Below are 15,467 nucleotides of genomic sequence, written 5' to 3'. Positions count from 1 at the left end.
ACCCTGCTTACTTTCAGGCCATCTGCCCTACTTCGTGGAGGTGAGATGGGATTCCGGAAGAGTGTCGCCATGACGCTCGTCGCGGGTGCGGTCGCGGCGGGTGCGTCGGTCCAGGCCGGGCCGGCGTTCGCTGGTGACTACGGCATGGCTCGTGGGGTCATCGCCCTGACCAACAGCGTTCGCGCCCGGGCCGGTTGCGGGCCGGTGACCTCGAGCCCGCGCCTGAGTTCCGCCGCGTGGTCGCACTCGCGGGACATGGCCGGACGTGGCTACTTCTCGCACGGGTCGCCCGGTGGCGGCTCACCCGGCAGCCGGGTCAGGGCCGCCGGGTATCGCTGGTCCTCCTACGGCGAGAACATCGCCTGGGGCCAGCGGGACGCGCGGGCCGTCATGAACGCGTGGATGAACAGCCCCGGCCATCGGGCCAACATCCTCAACTGCCGGTTCCGTAACGTCGGCGTCGCCGTGGTCTACAACGCCCGCGGCGTGCCCTTCTGGACCCAGGACTTCGCCAGTCCCTGGTAGTGCCCACGAGCCCGGCCCCGCAGGGCACCACCCTCCGGGGCCGGGCGACGGGCGAAATTTCCGGGAACGGGAATGTGTCGGCCGAGTGTAGTGAGGGAAGTACCGGCTGGCACACGTCGGCAAATTGCCGATCGCCCACAGTATCAACACGATCAGTAGTTTGTTGACTACTTCATGATGTGATGGACTTGCCCGCACGGTCGGCCAGATGCCGGAACCACACGGTGGCGGCATGCGCGACTGGCCACGGTCGCCAGATGGCTCCGTCGTTCCGGCGCAGGCGGCCCAGCGCAGGCATCACTCGCGGCGACCTGCGCGCACCATGCGGCCCCGCGACCGTGGATTGCGGACCGAAGACTGTCCGCAATCCAGGAGTTCGACACTCAAGGGGAACCGGCGGCCGCGATACGCAACCGAGGACCGTCCGCGATCCAGACTCACGACACGTGAGCCACCGTGGCCGAGAGGCTACGCAGATCCCGTCGCCATGCGGACCACGAAGGGGGCGCGTGGCGATGCGAGGCACGAGATAGCGCGTCGCGATGCGAGTCCCGACCGGGCGCGTCGCAATGCGGGCCACGACATAGCGCGTCGTGATGCGAGCCACGGCTTGCGTCGCAACACGGGCCTACGACGACAGCGCGCGCAATGCGGCCGAGGAGCGTGCGACGGATGCCGCGACCGGGCAGTCCGCCGCCCACGGAAGGACTACTCGCCAAGCGGCAAGCCCGCCGAGGATGCACCGTGCGACCGGAGTATCACGAACAGTGATGGTCTGCGCGGTGGGCGCGACAGAAGCGCACAGACGCCTGAAGTGCCGGAGTCGGCACGCTCCGCAATGCTCGCGGAAAATGCCGTTCCGGAATGCATCCGAACGCCTCACGCGAGAAATTCCGAGCCGCAAACTGCGGGGCGGCCCGGCGAGAGGATGCGCAACGGCGGTACCAGAGAAAACGCTTTTGCAGCTCGCGCGGAATTCGCTTCTTCTCAACCGATGCACATCGATCAAAGACGCACGGTTGACACGAAATTGCGGTCGGTGCAAGATCTGGCGCGGCCGCGGGCGAGGACCGCAGATCTTGCCGACTTCCAGCGGCTTCCCATCCAGAGTTCATCGCGCGTTGTCCTCGAGCGCTGGACAGAACGCCCGAATGACCCCCTAATTGAATGCACCTCGCCCGGCACCCCGCCGCCGGTCGGGTTCGCCGCCGCACCCCGCACCGACCACCGCTTTCCCGCTCCAACCCGCCCGCTTCGCGCGCAACACCCCGCCGCTTACCACATGCACCACCGCACCGCCTTACCAAGTGCGACGCCCCGCCGCCTGGGCGGTCGCACCTGAACGATCACTTACCTCATCCGTAACACCACCCTGGGTAGCACGCACCCTTCTTCCGGGAGGCCGCCGTGAACGACACGACATCCGCCATCCTCCTCACCGAGACGACCGCCTCCGCGTACGTCGCCGCCGCCGGGTTCCGGGTCGGGCCCGTCGGGCGCGTGGGGATCGAACTCGAGTACTGCGTGCGTGATCCGCGTCGGCCGCTGCATCGCCCCGCGCCGGCGCGGCTGCTCGGGCTGGTGGCACATCTGGGCAACCCGCTGCCGGGCGGCAGCGCGGTGACGATCGAGCCGGGCGGCCAGCTGGAGCTGTCCAGCGCGGTCGGCGCGTCACTGACGGAGTGCCTGGGCGCGCTCGCGGGCGACCTGGCGCTGGTGCGGGCGGCGCTGGCGGAGCACGGGCTGCATCTCGACGGGACCGGCCTCGACACGGTGCGCCGGCCGCGGCTGGTGACGGATCATCCACGCTATGTGGCGCTGGCCGAGTACCACGACCGGTCGGGCACCCGGGGACGCACCGTGATGACCAATTCCGCTTCGATCCAGGTGTGCCTCGACTCCGGTACCGATGGATCGGGCGCCGAAGCCGACGACTGGTCGCACTTCGCGCGGCGCTGGTGGCTCGCGGACGCCATCGGCCCGGTCATGATGGCGGCCTTCGCGAACTCCCCGCACGTCACCCGGGCCGGGCGCCGCTGGGTCTCCTACCGCCAGGCGCTGCGATTCGGCACCGACGCCAGCCGCACCCGCGCCCCGCGGCGCACCGACGACCCGCGCAAGGCCTGGGCCCGCTACGCGCTCGCCGCGAAGGTCGCCATGGTCGCGCCGGCCGACGACGACCCGGTCGCCCGGCCCGGCGAGCGCTGGCACGTGCCCAACGGGCTGACCATGCGTGACTGGCTGCGCGGGCACGGCCCACGCCCGGTGACGCTCACCGACCTGGAGCGCCACCTCGGCACCCTGGTACCGCCGGTGCGACCGCGCGGCTACCTGGAGTTGCGGATGATCGACCAGCAGGCGGGCGACGACTGGGTGGTACCCGCGGCCGTCGTCACCGCACTCCTCGACGACCCCGAGGGTTCACAGGCCGCAGCCGACGCCACCGAGCACCTGCGCTCGCCGCTGCGCCGGCACCGCGACTGGCTCGCCGCCGCCCGCGACGGGCTCGCCGACCCGGCGACGGCGGCCGCCGCGCTCGCCTGCTTCACGGCGGCCCAATCGGTGCTCGCCCGCAGTGGCGCGCCGCTTGCGGTGCGTGACGCGGTGGCCCAGTTCGTCGACCGTTACGTTCTGCGAGGACGCTGCCCTGCGGACGATGCGCCGCAGCAGCGGGCGCGCCGCATGGGCGTGGTGTCAACAGGGTGACCAGGCCCCGGCTTCGAGGAGTCCCGCTCATGCGCGACATCCCCGTGTTCACAGGACGCTGCCCCGCAGACGATGCGCCGCAGCAGCTGACGCGCCGCATAGGTGTGGTATCAACGGGGTGACCAGGCCCCGGCTTCGAGGAGTCCCGCCCGTGCGCGACATCGCCGTGTTCAGTGGCAGCGCGCATCCCGAGCTCGCGGAGGAGATCTGCGCGCAGCTCGAGGTGCCGCTGCTGCCCGTTCGGGTAGATCGTTTCGCCAATGACTGTCTTGAGGTACAACTGCAGGCCAACTGCCGCGAGCGGGACGTGTTCCTGATCCAGCCGCTGGTGCCGCCGGTGCAGGAGCACCTCGTCGAACTGCTGCTCATGCTGGACGCCGCCCGCGGCGCGTCGGCGGCGCGGACCACGGTGGTCATGTCGCACTACGCGTACGCCCGATCCGACAAAAAGGATGAACCGCGCATCTCGATCGGTGGGCGCCTGGTCGCCGACCTGCTCACGGCCGCCGGTGCGAGCCGGGTGCTCACGCTGACGTTGCACTCGCCGCAGGTACACGGCTTCTTCTCGGTCCCGGTCGACCACCTGCACGCGCTGCGCGAGCTGGCCGGCCACTTCCGCGGCCACGACCTGTCCAACGCCGTCGTCGTGTCGCCGGACCTGGGCAACGCGAAGCCTGCTTCGGCATTCGCGCGCATGTTGTCGGTACCGGTGGCAGCCGGCGCCAAGCAACGCTTCTCCGACGATCGCGTGGTCATCAGCACCGTGATCGGTGACATCGAGGGCCGCGACGTGATCGTCCTGGACGACGAGATCGCCCGTGGCAGCACGGTGTTCGAGCTCATCGACCGGCTCCGCGAGCGGGGTGTGTCGAGCATCCGAGTGGCGTGTACGCACGGTCTCTTCACCGCTGACGCTCTGCAACGACTGCAGGTCGAGGAGGACGTCCTGGAGATCGTGTGCACGAACAGCGTCCCGCTGCCGAAGGAAAAGTGGGTCCCGAAGCTCCGGGTGCTGTCGATCGCGCCGGCGATGGCCGAGGCGATGCGCCGCATCCACAACGGCGAGTCTGTCAGCTCGCTGTTCCACTGAGCCGCACTGCCCCAGGGTGGTCAGCTCGTCCCACAGGACCGCGCCGCTTCCGGGTCGCTCCATTCGTTCCACTGCACCCCAGTGCTCCCAGGCGGTCCCTTCGCACCACTGCACCGCATCGCTCCCAGAGCGGTCCGTTCGGCACCACTGCACCGCGCGGCTAGTCAGTCGGTTCGCCCTGCTGCCTAGCCGCGCGCCGCTCTCGCCGGGTTGGTCATTTCACTACGCCTGCCCGCCGACGCTGCGCCACCTGGACACGGACGGGTGAACATCAACGGCACCAACGGGTGATCGGGCCGCGGAGGGCCCCTTTGCGGCCCGATGCATTGCACGGACCCCGCCCCCGCAGCGAGTGAGGAATTCTCCGCTTCCGGGCAGGCACGCCCCGGTTCGTCCACATCCCGGCGCGCACGCTCCGTTCCAGCCGCACTCCGGCGCGTACGCACCGTGTTCCCGGAGTCCGATGTGTGCATCGCTGCACTCCGCGTCACGGATCGCACGCTACGGGTCGCCACACAGGCCACTCGCGCACCGCTCGGCGATCCGGATCTGCGCGTGCCGGGGCAAAGCGGGTGTCCGATCTCCGCACATCGGTTGTCCGCACGATGGGACCATGATCGGATGCCGGGAGATACCTGTTTCTGGCGCCGACGGTAAGTGAGCTCCGATGTTCGTGACCTTCCGTGACTGATGCGGCGCGCGGCGGTGACCGCTTTGACGGATCGGCTGGGGCTTCCGGTCGCGCGGCAGGGAGTAACCGGACACCGACCGTGCGCGTCGACGTGCTGGGGCCGCTGCGGATCGAGGTCGGCGGCAGCCCGGCCGACGCGGGCGGGCCGCGGCAGCGGGCGGTGCTGGCCCGGCTCGCGGCCGCGGGCGGACACGTGGTGCCGACAGACCGCTTCATCGACGACCTGTGGCAGGGCGAGCCGCCGCCGAAGGCGCTCGCGGCCCTGCAGGTGTACGTCTCGAACCTCCGCCGCGCGCTCGAACCCGGACGGGCCCCGCGCACGCCGGCGACGGTCGTGGTGTCGATGGCGCCCGGGTACGCGCTGCGGTTGCCGGACGAGCAGGTCGACGCGTGGCGGTTCGAGTCGCTGCTGCGACGCGGGAGCGAGCTGAGCGAGTCCGACCCACGCGAGGCCGACCGGCTGCTGCGCGCGGCGCTCGACGCGTGGGCCGGTCCCGCGTACGCCGAGTTCGCCGACGAGAGCTGGGCGACCCCCGAGGCGGCCCGCCTCGAGGAGCTGCGCCTCGCCTGCGTGGAGGCGGCCGGGCGCGTCGCCCTGCGGCTCGGGCGGGCGGCCCTCGTCGTGCCGGAACTCGACCGGCATGTACAGGAGCACCCGCTGCGCGAGGAGGCCGTGCACGTGCTGGCCACCGCGCTGTACCGGGCGGGACGGCAGGCCGAGGCCCTCGCCGTGCTGCGGCAGGCCCGCGACCGCCTCGCCGACGAGCTGGGCGTCGATCCCGGCCCGGCCCTTCGAGCCCTCGAAGCGGACGTCCTCGCCCACGCCGAGCACCTGTCCGCCGACACTCCGCCACCGACGTCCATTCCCGCCGCGGGACAGCGGCCGGTCGTCACGATCGACGCTGAGCGCGAGCCTTCGGGCACGCGGAGCGACGCCGGCGGGCGCCACAACACGATCGCCGTCCACGGCCAGACGCCCGACTCGCCGCAGGGCGCCGAGGCCGTCGGACGCGACGCGGAACTCGCGGCGCTCGGTGCGGCCGCGGAGGCGGTGCAGCGCGACGGCCTGCGGATCATGTGGGTCGGCGGCGAGGCGGGCGCCGGGAAGTCCACGCTGGTCCGGACGTTCTCGGCGACGATGGCGGAGCGTGGCTGGCAGGTCGCCTGGGGTCGCTGCCCCGAGGTCGACGGGGCGCCGCCGGCCTGGGCCTGGACCGAGGTGCTGGCCGGCTGGGAATCGGACGCGCAGGCCGCGACGGGCGAAGAACGGCGCTCACCGCACCCGCGCTCCGGCGCGGCCCAGTCCGGTCTCTCGCCGGATCTGGGCGAAAGCACTGCGGCGGACCCGTTCCGACCCGCATCGCGGCCGGGCGGGCAAGAGCGCGCGGGCCGGCTCCCGGCCACCCCGACGCACGGTGACGGCACCCAGTCCCATCGCTCACCATCGCCGCATGGCAACAGTCCCGCGGATGCGTTGCGATCGACGTCGCCATCCGACGGGTACCCCGGGGCGGGACGGTTCCCGGGCGCGACGACGCCGGGTGTACGCGCCGCAGCGGACCAGTTCCAGCTCGCACAGGCCGTCGGCGAGCGGCTCGGGACCGGCGGGGCGTTGCTCGTCGTGCTCGACGACGTACACCGCGCCGATGGTGAAACGCTGCAGGTGCTGCGGCACGTCGCCGTCGCCCTCGCGGGACGCTCCGTACTCATCGTCGCCACGTTCCGCACCGGCGAGGACCATCCGCAACTCGGGGCAGCCCGCGCCGCACTGGCCGGCCCGCGGTCGATGGAGCTGCTGCTCGGCGGGCTCGGAGCGGACGCGGCGGCACGGGTGCTGGCGGGGCATCTCGGCGCGCCGGTCGATGCCGAGGTCGCGGCGGTCGTGCACGAGCGCACCGGCGGGAACCCGCTGTTCCTGGCGGAGACGGCACGGCTGATCTCCGCGGAGGGCGCGGGCAGCGCGGTACGGGCGATTCCGGCCGGCATCGGGCACATTCTGCGGCGACGTCTGGCGCGGCTGCCCGCGGCGGCGCAGACGGTACTGCGGCATGCCTCGATCCTCGGGCGTGACGTTGACATCGACGTGCTGGCGGAGGCGTTCACCGAGGACGAGGACGCCGTGCTCGACGGCCTTGAGGCGGGGGTGCTGGCCGGGCTGCTGGAGGAGCCCGCGCCCGGCCGGGTACGGTTCGGTCACGCACTGCTACGGGATGTGCTCTACGACGACATGCCGCAGCTTCGTCGCCGACGGTTGCACGAGCGCGTACTGAATGTGCTGGAGCGGACCAACCCCGGCGACGTCGCGGCGCTCGGCCACCACGCGCTCGCCGCGGCGACCCCGGCCTCGGCGGTGCGCGCCGCCCGGCACGGGTCGGCGGCGGCGCGGCAGGCGGCGGCGTACTTCGCGCATCGCGAGGCGGCGCAGTTGTACGCGGCGGCGCTGGACGCGCTCGGGCTGCAGCGGCCCGGGTCGGGCGACCAGGGCGCCGACACCGCGTCGCTGCGCCTGGATCTGTTGTGCGGGCTGACGTCCGCGCGCGCGAACTCCGGTGATGCGATCGGGGCCCGCACGGTGCGATGGGACGCGGTGCTGGCGGCGGCCGCGGTGACGGGCGTCGAACCTCGCGGCGGCGCCGGTTTGACCGGCGGGGTCGGTGACGGTGGCGCAACTGCGGGTGCCGGACTCGGTAGGGCCACCGCTCCGGGCGCCGGGCTAGGTGGGGCCGGCCATCCGGGCGCCGGGCTCGGTGGGACCGGCCAGCCGGGTGCCGGGCTCGGTGGGACCGGCCAGCCGGGTGCCGGGCTCGGTGGGGCCAGCGTTCCGGGTGCCGGGCTCGGCCGGGCCGGTGATCAAGGTGCCGCGCGAGGTGGAGCTGGGGATTTGGCTACCGGGCGCGGTGGCGCTGGAGACCTGGGTGTCGGGCGTGGTGGGGTTAGGGACCCGGGCGCCGGGCGCGGTGGAGCTGGGGACCCGGGTGCCGGACGCGGTGGGGGGCTCCGGCGTGGACGGGCCGGTAGCGAAGCCGTTTTTCCGGCTGATGGGCCGGCCGCCGCGGAGGCGGCCGCGCAACGGTGGAACAGCGTCGGCGATCCGGGCCAGGACGCACCGTCATCGGCCGACCTCGGCGAGTGGGAGTCGTTCGTGCGGGCGTTGGCCGCGGTCGCGAACGTCGAGCCGCTCGCTCGGGCACTCGCGGCGTTCGACGCGCCCGTCGCATGGTCGATCCGCGTTGCCCGGGCCATCGACCGGCCGCTCGTCGAGCTGCTCGAGCGGACCCTCGCCCGCGGCGACCTTCCCGCCGGGCTGCGCGCGCGGATGCTCGTGACGCTGGTGTACGAGCTCGAGGGCGACGAGGTCGAGCGGTGCGACGAGGCCAGCGCGGAGGCGTTGCGCATCGCCAGGAGCGAGGGCGACGCTCTGGTGTTGTGTCAGGCACTGAACGCGCGGTACTTCGCGGTGCTGAATCCGCAGCGGCGGCATGAGCTCCCCGCAGTCGGAGCGGAACTGCTCGCGGTCGCGGAGCGGGCCGGGCTGCTCGGGTTCCAGGCGCAGGCGCATCACGTGCTGTACCAGGCGGCGCTGGAGCGCAACGATCTCCGGCTCGCGCAGGAGCACCTTGATCGCGCGCTCGAGAAGTCGACGGCCGGCCAGCTGGGCGTGACACTCTCCGTAATGGCGATCCTCGGTGCGATCCGGGCCGTGTTCGCCGGGGACCACGCGACCGCGGAGCGGATCTACACCGAGCTCGGGGAGCGGATCGAGGCGGCCGGGCAGCCGAACGCGTACCTGGTCAGCATCATCGGCGTGTTCTTCGTCCGGCTGACGCAGGGACTCGGGCACACGTACCTGCCTGTGCTCGAGCCGTTACGGACGCTGTCAACTGCGGAGTCCGAGGCCGGGGAGTTCATTGCCCGCGCGTACGTCGACGCCGGGCGGCTCGACGAGGCACGGGCAGTGTGGAGGCCGGACACGCCGGTGCGGGAGGACTACTACTGGCTGGCCATGATGGGGCTGCGCGGGGAGAACGCCGCTGCGCTCGGTGACGTCGCGGTGGCTGCTGAGTGCTACGCGCAGTTACTGCCGTGGGCCGGGCAGTTCGTGGGTCTGGCCAGCGGGACGGTGCCCGGACCGCCGGTCGATCTCGTGCTGGGCAAGCTCGCGGTCGCGCTCGGCCGGCCCGCCGATGCGCACTTCGAGGCCGCGAAGGAGCTGGCCGCTCGTACCGGCGCGACGCCCTGGATGTGACGCTCCGCGGGGACGCTGACGAACATGTTCGGGGCGGAGTTCGTGCCGCCCGAACGCGTTCGTTGCGCTCTTCCCACACGAGGCGTGGCGGCGCCCGGACGTGGCGCCCAAACGTGTCTGGCTCGTGCGGACTCACCGGTCGTCGGCGTGGGCCAGTCGCCGGCACGGTCCAGTCCTCGGCGTGGGCCGGTCATCGGCGTGGACCCGTCCTCGACGCGGTCCAGTCCTCGACGCGGTCCAGTCCTCGACGCAGCCCAGTCCACGACGTGGGCCGGCCCTCGACGCAGCCCAGTCCTCGACGTGGGCCGGCCCTCGACGCAGCCCAGTCCTCGACCCCGCCCAGTCCTCGGCGTGGGCCAGTCCTCGGCGCAGCCCGGTCGTCGGCGTGGGCCAGTCCTCGGCGCAGCCCGGTCGTCGGCGTGGGCGATCGTCTGGCGCGGTGCCGAGGCCGGCCGCTGGGGAGAAAGCCTCTGTGCCCGTTGGCTTTCTCCTGGTCGGCGGCCGGACGGTGTCGTTCGTCTCGCGCGGGCGATGCGACCGCGGGGGCTTCACCCGGTGCGGTCGCGGAGTGGTCAACCGAAGATGCGGCCGCGGGGCGTCAGCCGAAGATGCGGCCGCGGGGGCTTCAGCCGAAGATCGCCTTCTCGCGGCGGAGGAAGCCGGGGCGGACGGTCGCCAGGATCAGGCGCAGGACCGGGCCGGCCTCGCGGAGGAGCTCGGCGAGTTCCTCGGCGGTGGCGTACCGCTCGATGCGCGGCAGCTCGAAGCCGATCTTGCCGCCCTTGCGGACGCCGGCCTCGACTCGCTGCCACTGCTCGCCGGAGACGTACCGGCGGATGACCGGGAAGATCGTGCGCTCCTCGTCCTCGATGTGCTCGTCGAGGAGGTCACGCAGCGTGGCCAGCGAGTCCGCCAGCCGTGCGGCGGCGTCGCGGTCACCGGGCGTCGCGGCGAGGGCAGCGGACTGTGTGCGGATGCGGTCGAGCAGCGGGTCGAGCTGGGCGTGGTCGTCGGTGAGCTCGGCAAGGTCGATCTCGGCGCCGGCGGTGGCCTGCAGCACCGGCCACAGGATGTCGTCCTCGGCCTGGTGATGGTGGTGGATGCCGTTGCAGAGCGTGGTCAGGTACTGGTGGATGGCCTTGGCGCGAGCGGGAGTCGCGGGGACCCGGCCTTCCGCGATGCCGCGCGTGACGTCGGCGAAACGGCGGGCGTCGCCGCGCATCGAGCGGTGGTTGATGGTGATGCCGAGGAGATTGGGCGCGGATTGCTTCATGCCGTACAGCAGACGGCACAACGGTTGGCGAGCACTTAATGGCGGCTTGGTGGGTATCGCGCACGCTCGGCAAGTTCGATCCGGGGCCGGTGCGCCTCAGGTGTGCGAGCGGACGGGCCGCGTCGGGCTTCGCGCGTTTGGGCGCAATCGAGGACACAGACGCAGCGGTCGTTTCGGCGCGACAGGTCCATTGCAGTGGTTGGTTCGAGCCGGCGTCAGGTCGTTGTCGGGGCGGTGTTGATGACGATCCCGGCAACAGCGGCGGCCCGTCTGATCAGCGGTGCTTCCGAGTCGCGGTCAGCGGTGCTTCCGAGTCGCGGTCAGCGGTGCTTTCGGGTCGCGGTCAACCCGACTTGCGACCCGCATCAGGAGTGAACAGCGTGGCTCTGCTCCCCCGCGGCCGTGACGTGCGTGGCGGTCGCCTCGGGCTTGGGGCCCGAACGCCCGAGGTCCCGCGACCGTCCGTGGCGAGTCCCGGCGTCCGTCGAGGTGCGGCTGACACGCGGTCAGCGTGACTCGACGATGCGCTTCAGGGCTTCCAGGTCGGCCAATACCAGGGCGCTGTCGCGGGCGAAGTCGGCGTCGGACATGTCGGGCTGGCGGCGCAGCGTGAAGGTGAGCTCGCTGCCCTCGTCGTGCGGGACCACGCGGACCGGGTTGCGGAAGACCTCGCCGGTCGGGAGGTGGACGTCGTGGTCGAGCACGCCGAACGGGTTGTCGGCGGCGAAGGTCAGTTCGACGCGGCTGTCGCCCGAGACCGCGAACCAGCGGTCGCCCTCGCGCTCGACGGCGCTGCACAGGCCCGGCGCCCATTCCGGCAGGTGCGCGGGATTCTTGGCGTATTCGTAGACCTCTGCGGGCGAGCGCGCGATGTGGATGCTGATGTGCTTCGACTCGCTCGCCATCCGCCCATCCTGCCACGATCGAGTCGGTAACTCCCGGCTGCGGCTTTGATTGGTTACCGTTGATGTGTGACAACGCCGGTGCAGTTTACGCAGGAATTCTGGAACAACCCCCATCCCGTGTACGCGCGGCTGCGGCAGGAAGCGCCCGTGCACCCGGTGATGTTGCCGAACGGGTTCGAGGTCTGGCTCGTCACGCGGTACGCGGACTGCAAGGCGGCGTTGACCGACCCGCGGCTGTCGAAGCGCCAAGGCGCCGGGGACAACGCACGGCAGCTCAGGACGTCGACGAGTACGCCGCTGACCAAGCACCTGCTCGCGTACGATCCGCCCGATCACACTCGGTTGCGGCGGCTGGTGTCGAAGGCCTTCACGGCTCGGCGCATCGAGGAGTTGCGGCCTCGTGTCGAAGAGTTGAGCGCGGCGCTGATCGAGGCGCTCCGGGGCCGGGACGACGCGGAGCTGGTCGAGGATTACGCGGTACACCTGCCGATCCAGGTCATCTGTGAACTGCTCGGGGTGCCGATCGAGGATCAGGCCGACTTCCGGCGGTGGACCTCGGTGCTCGTCTCGGCATCGGCCGGCGGGCCGGGCGTGCCCGAGGCGGCGGCCGCGTTCCTCGAATATCTCCTGGGACTCATCGAGCGTAAGCGGGCAGCTCCGGCGGGTGACCTGCTCAGTGCGCTGATCGCGACCCGCGACGAGGGTGACCGGCTCAACGAGGACGAGCTCACGTCAATGGCGTTCCTGCTGCTGCTCGCGGGGCACGAGACGACGATGAACCTGATCAGCAACGGGATGCACACGCTGCTGACGCATCCGGAGGCGCACCGGCGGCTGCGGGAGGACCCCTCGCTCGTGCCGGCGGCCGTGGAGGAGTTCCTGCGCCTGGAGAGCCCGGTCGAGACGGCTACGACACGGACCGCGACGGAGCCGGTCACGTATGGTGGCGTCACGATTCCGGCCGGATCCATGGTGGCGATCTCACTCCTTGCCGCGGATCGTGACCCAGAGCGATTCCGGGAGCCGGGCGAGTTCGTGCTCGACCGCGGGGACAACCAGCATCTGGCGTTCGGGCATGGAATTCACTACTGCCTCGGGGCGCCCCTCGCTCGGCTGGAGGCGCAGATCGCGTTCACCGATCTGCTCGCGGCGTTTCCGGGGATGCGGCTGGCGGTGGCGCCGCAGGAGGTGGTGTGGCGGACGGGCATCCTGATCCACGGGCCGGCCGCGCTGCCGGTGACGCTCTGACTGACCGTGAGCGAGGCGCCACGACAGGGCACGGCGACCGGCGCAGCGAGCCAACGGCCAGCTGACTGCGACGGGTCATGGCGGGGATGCGGAAGGAGAGGCTGAGCCCGGAACGGTCGCGCCGAGCCAGGCCGAGCCGGGCCGTGGTGGCGGCGGCTTGCGCTCAGCACGTCACGGGCCGCGCCACAGGTCAAGGGCGTCGCGCCGACCAGGCCGATGGCGGCTTGCGCTCAGCACGTCACGGGCCGCGCCACAGGTCAAGGGCGTCGCGCCGACCAGGCCGATGGCGGCTTGCGCCCGCCGGTGATCGACGGCAGGGCAACAAGAGTGACGGGCCGGGACGATGGTGTCGGGTACCGGCTGGTCAGTCCTCCGGCATGTGGCCGCTCGCGCCCAGGAGGAGCGCGGCCAGGCCCAGTACGGCGACGATCAGGGCGGCCAGCTTGGTGAAGCGGCCGGTCGGGTCGGCCACCGTGACGTTGAACCAGCCGTGGGGGTCTTTGCGAACACGTACGGTATCGCCGACCTTCGGCTCGGTGTCCAGGAACCGCAGGCGGCCCAGGTTCTCGCCCGTTGCACGGTCGGTGACCTGGTAGGCCGGGAAGCGCTTCTCCGACACGCTGCTCACGGCGCGTACGACCTGCGTGACCTGCGCGTCGGTGGGGACGCCCTCGCGGGACATGTAGACGGGCAGGACGAGTACGGCGCCCAGGACCGACCCGGCGATGAGCGCCAGGAGCATCACGACGCGGCTGCCGGCGGTGTGGTCGGGGGCGCCGACGCGGTAGAGCAGGTATCCGGGCACGGCCGCGAATAGTGACAGGAACAGGCCGGCCGCGAGCAGTTTGAAGCTCGGGCCGCCGGCCAGGATGCCGGCGAGGATGACGAACGCCGTCGTCACGACGAGGGCGACGAGCGTCCGCCAGATGCCCTTGAGCAACGAGCGCCACGGATAGTGCCTCACGAGTGAGCACCGTAGGCGATCAACGGGCCCGGCGCTGCCCCCGGGTTGGCCGCGCGTGTTCGAGCTGGTCAAACTCCGGGGGCTACGCGTCAGATCGTGCCGGCTACTCGCTGTACCGCTGCCGAATAGTCGGGAACCGAGGACATCGCGGCGGCCAGGCGCAGGAACGGCAGCGCCTCACGCGGACGGCTCTGCCGCTCCAGGGTGCGGCCCAGCAGGTGGCACGCGTAGTGGTCCGTCGGATCGCGGTCGACCAGCGCGCGCAGGTGCGTCTCGGCCCGGTTGAGCTGCGCGGACGCGAAGTAGGCGCGGGCCAGCCACAGCCGCACCTCGGCGTTGCCCGGCTCCTCGTCCAGCACGGTGGACAGGATCTTGGCGGCCTCGATGGGGTCGCCGGCGTCGAAGTAGAGGACTCCCCTGCGGTACTCGGCGATCATGTCGTTCATGGCACCCTCAACGCACGGGAGGTACGAAACCTTCCTCAATGGGCCTGGAGCCACCCGATCAGGTCATTGAGCACGCGGTCCTGTTCGGGCTCGTTGTACACCTCGTGGTGCAGGCCCTCGTACACGTGCAGCGTCAGGTCGTCCGCGCCCGCGCGCTCGGCGATCAGGCGGCTCGACTCGGCGTCGACCAGCCCGTCCTCGGAGCCGTGCAGCACGAGCGTGGGCAGGGTCAGCTCGGGCAGGCGACGCTGGAAGACGGCCATCTGCGTGAGCATCGCGCCGCCGAGGCCGGCCGGAACCTTGCCGTGGTGCACGAGCGGGTCCGCGTCGTACTTCGCGACCACGGCCGGGTCCTTCGAGATCAGCTTCGAGGGCAGCGTCTGCACCGGCGCGCCGGGCGCGATGCGGCCGAGGACCTTCGCGACCGCGATGGCGGGCTTCGCGATGCCCTTGCCCGGCACCACGGGCGTGCCGGACAGGACCAGTCCGCGCAGGTCAGCCTGGTGATCCAGCGCGTACGCGAGCGCGATCATGGCACCCATGCTGTGCCCGATCAGGAACGGCACCTGCCCGGGGTGGCGGCCCCGCACCTCGCCGAAGAGCACATGCAGATCCCGTGTGTACTCGCTGATGCTCCGCGCCAGCAGCCGCTTGCCCTCGGAGCGTCCGTGCCCTCGGTGATCGGGCGCGTACACGGCGAGTCCGATGTCCCCGAGCCGCTCCACGACATGGTCGTACCGGCGTGCGTGCTCCCCCATCCCGTGGGCGAGCACCACAACTCCGGTCGCGGCGGCCTCGGGCAGCCACGCGTCGTACACGATCCGGACGCCGCCACCGCCGGTGAGGGCGAGTTCTTCGCGCTGCATGGCAGCATGGTCCGCCGCTCGTGGGCGCACCGCAAGCACGCGGCACTTTGTCGTGGCCACGTGGTCACCGTGTGCGCGGGATTCGCCTCGGCCACTTCGCGGCAACCTTCGGTGACGTCCTGCGCACTTTCAGCTGGCTTCGCACCGTCGGCCGTCGTCGGCCGTTTTGCGCAGCGCAGCTCACGGCGCGTCGCTGACAGCCGGCATCGCGTAGCCGGTGCGTGCGGGCCGAGGTACCACTGCCGCTGTTGGCATCGCGCGCACTGCCGGCCGCACCCCGCGAAAGCCGCTGGCTACACGTGCGCACGGCCCGCTGGCCATGTGCGGAGCGCCGGCCGCCTTCGTGCCACCCAGAGCTCCCGGTGGGGCCGAGCGCATCGGACTCGTTCGGCGCGCGGGATCGCACCCCCGCAACGGGATCCGCTCCCGCAGCGGAATCGCGCCCACAGCGAAGCGGCACTCCGCCCAGGAGCGGTTCCCGTCTCGGGCGACACGCCGGTCACCCGC

At 71.7% G+C, this 15,467-nt stretch carries 10 protein-coding genes; 5 read left to right on the top strand and 5 right to left on the bottom strand.

The window, feature by feature from the left end; translation table 11 throughout:
- Positions 1-69 precede the first annotated feature (69 nt).
- The 4 genes from ACQP1P_RS23850 to ACQP1P_RS23835 all read left to right on the top strand — a co-directional run bounded on the left by ACQP1P_RS23850 (position 70) and on the right by ACQP1P_RS23835 (position 9,258).
- Complete coding sequence (locus ACQP1P_RS23850) at positions 70-525, top strand: CAP domain-containing protein (RefSeq protein ID WP_433089606.1); 456 nt, start codon at positions 70-72, stop codon at positions 523-525.
- A 1,407-nt stretch (positions 526-1,932) separates the two neighbouring features.
- Complete coding sequence (locus ACQP1P_RS23845) at positions 1,933-3,231, top strand: glutamate-cysteine ligase family protein (protein WP_433089605.1); 1,299 nt, start codon at positions 1,933-1,935, stop codon at positions 3,229-3,231.
- 151 nt (positions 3,232-3,382) lie between these two features.
- Positions 3,383-4,321, top strand: a complete 939-nt coding sequence (locus ACQP1P_RS23840; RefSeq protein WP_433089603.1) for a ribose-phosphate diphosphokinase — start codon at positions 3,383-3,385, stop codon at positions 4,319-4,321.
- A 770-nt stretch (positions 4,322-5,091) separates the two neighbouring features.
- Positions 5,092-9,258, top strand: coding sequence for a BTAD domain-containing putative transcriptional regulator (locus ACQP1P_RS23835; RefSeq protein ID WP_433089602.1), 4,167 nt, complete (start codon positions 5,092-5,094; stop codon positions 9,256-9,258).
- A gap of 625 nt (positions 9,259-9,883) precedes the next feature.
- Here the strand turns inward: ACQP1P_RS23835 and ACQP1P_RS23830 are convergent.
- Together ACQP1P_RS23830 and ACQP1P_RS23825 are read right to left on the bottom strand one after the other, a co-directional pair.
- Positions 9,884-10,531 (bottom strand): hemerythrin domain-containing protein, encoded by a 648-nt coding sequence (locus ACQP1P_RS23830; protein ID WP_433089601.1) that lies wholly within the window; start codon positions 10,529-10,531, stop codon positions 9,884-9,886.
- Positions 10,532-11,037: 506 nt separating this feature from the next.
- On the bottom strand, positions 11,038-11,436 hold the full coding sequence (locus ACQP1P_RS23825; protein WP_433089599.1) for an SRPBCC family protein: 399 nt from the start codon (positions 11,434-11,436) through the stop codon (positions 11,038-11,040).
- A 66-nt stretch (positions 11,437-11,502) separates the two neighbouring features.
- Here ACQP1P_RS23825 and ACQP1P_RS23820 point away from each other — a divergent pair, with 66 nt between their 5' ends.
- On the top strand, positions 11,503-12,684 hold the full coding sequence (locus ACQP1P_RS23820) for a cytochrome P450 family protein (RefSeq protein ID WP_433089597.1): 1,182 nt from the start codon (positions 11,503-11,505) through the stop codon (positions 12,682-12,684).
- A 364-nt stretch (positions 12,685-13,048) separates the two neighbouring features.
- Here ACQP1P_RS23820 and ACQP1P_RS23815 read toward each other — a convergent pair whose 3' ends face one another.
- From ACQP1P_RS23815 to ACQP1P_RS23805, 3 genes are all read right to left on the bottom strand, one after another.
- Complete coding sequence (locus tag ACQP1P_RS23815; protein ID WP_433089595.1) at positions 13,049-13,648, bottom strand: hypothetical protein; 600 nt, start codon at positions 13,646-13,648, stop codon at positions 13,049-13,051.
- Between the two features lie 89 nt (positions 13,649-13,737).
- Positions 13,738-14,094, bottom strand: a complete 357-nt coding sequence (locus tag ACQP1P_RS23810; protein WP_350619296.1) for a tetratricopeptide repeat protein — start codon at positions 14,092-14,094, stop codon at positions 13,738-13,740.
- Between the two features lie 35 nt (positions 14,095-14,129).
- Positions 14,130-14,960 carry an alpha/beta hydrolase gene (locus ACQP1P_RS23805; protein WP_433089593.1) on the bottom strand — a complete coding sequence of 277 codons (831 nt, stop codon included), beginning with the start codon at positions 14,958-14,960 and terminating at the stop codon, positions 14,130-14,132.
- Positions 14,961-15,467 lie beyond the last annotated feature (507 nt).

This window comes from Dactylosporangium sp. CA-052675, assembly GCF_050947935.1.
Lineage (GTDB): Bacteria > Actinomycetota > Actinomycetes > Mycobacteriales > Micromonosporaceae > Dactylosporangium.
The sequence above is the reverse complement of the archived record's forward strand: the minus strand, read 5'-3'. Positions and strand labels throughout refer to the sequence as shown.

What these genes read in the sequence shown, in the direction of transcription:
- ACQP1P_RS23850 (WP_433089606.1), top strand. Translation starts at nt 70, where the DNA reads ATGACGCTCGTCGCGGGTGCGGTCGCGGCGGGTGCGTCGGTCCAGGCC.
- ACQP1P_RS23830 (WP_433089601.1), bottom strand. Translation starts at nt 10,531, where the DNA reads ATGAAGCAATCCGCGCCCAATCTCCTCGGCATCACCATCAACCACCGC.
- ACQP1P_RS23825 (WP_433089599.1), bottom strand. Translation starts at nt 11,436, where the DNA reads ATGGCGAGCGAGTCGAAGCACATCAGCATCCACATCGCGCGCTCGCCC.
- ACQP1P_RS23810 (WP_350619296.1), bottom strand. Translation starts at nt 14,094, where the DNA reads ATGAACGACATGATCGCCGAGTACCGCAGGGGAGTCCTCTACTTCGAC.
- ACQP1P_RS23805 (WP_433089593.1), bottom strand. Translation starts at nt 14,960, where the DNA reads ATGCAGCGCGAAGAACTCGCCCTCACCGGCGGTGGCGGCGTCCGGATC.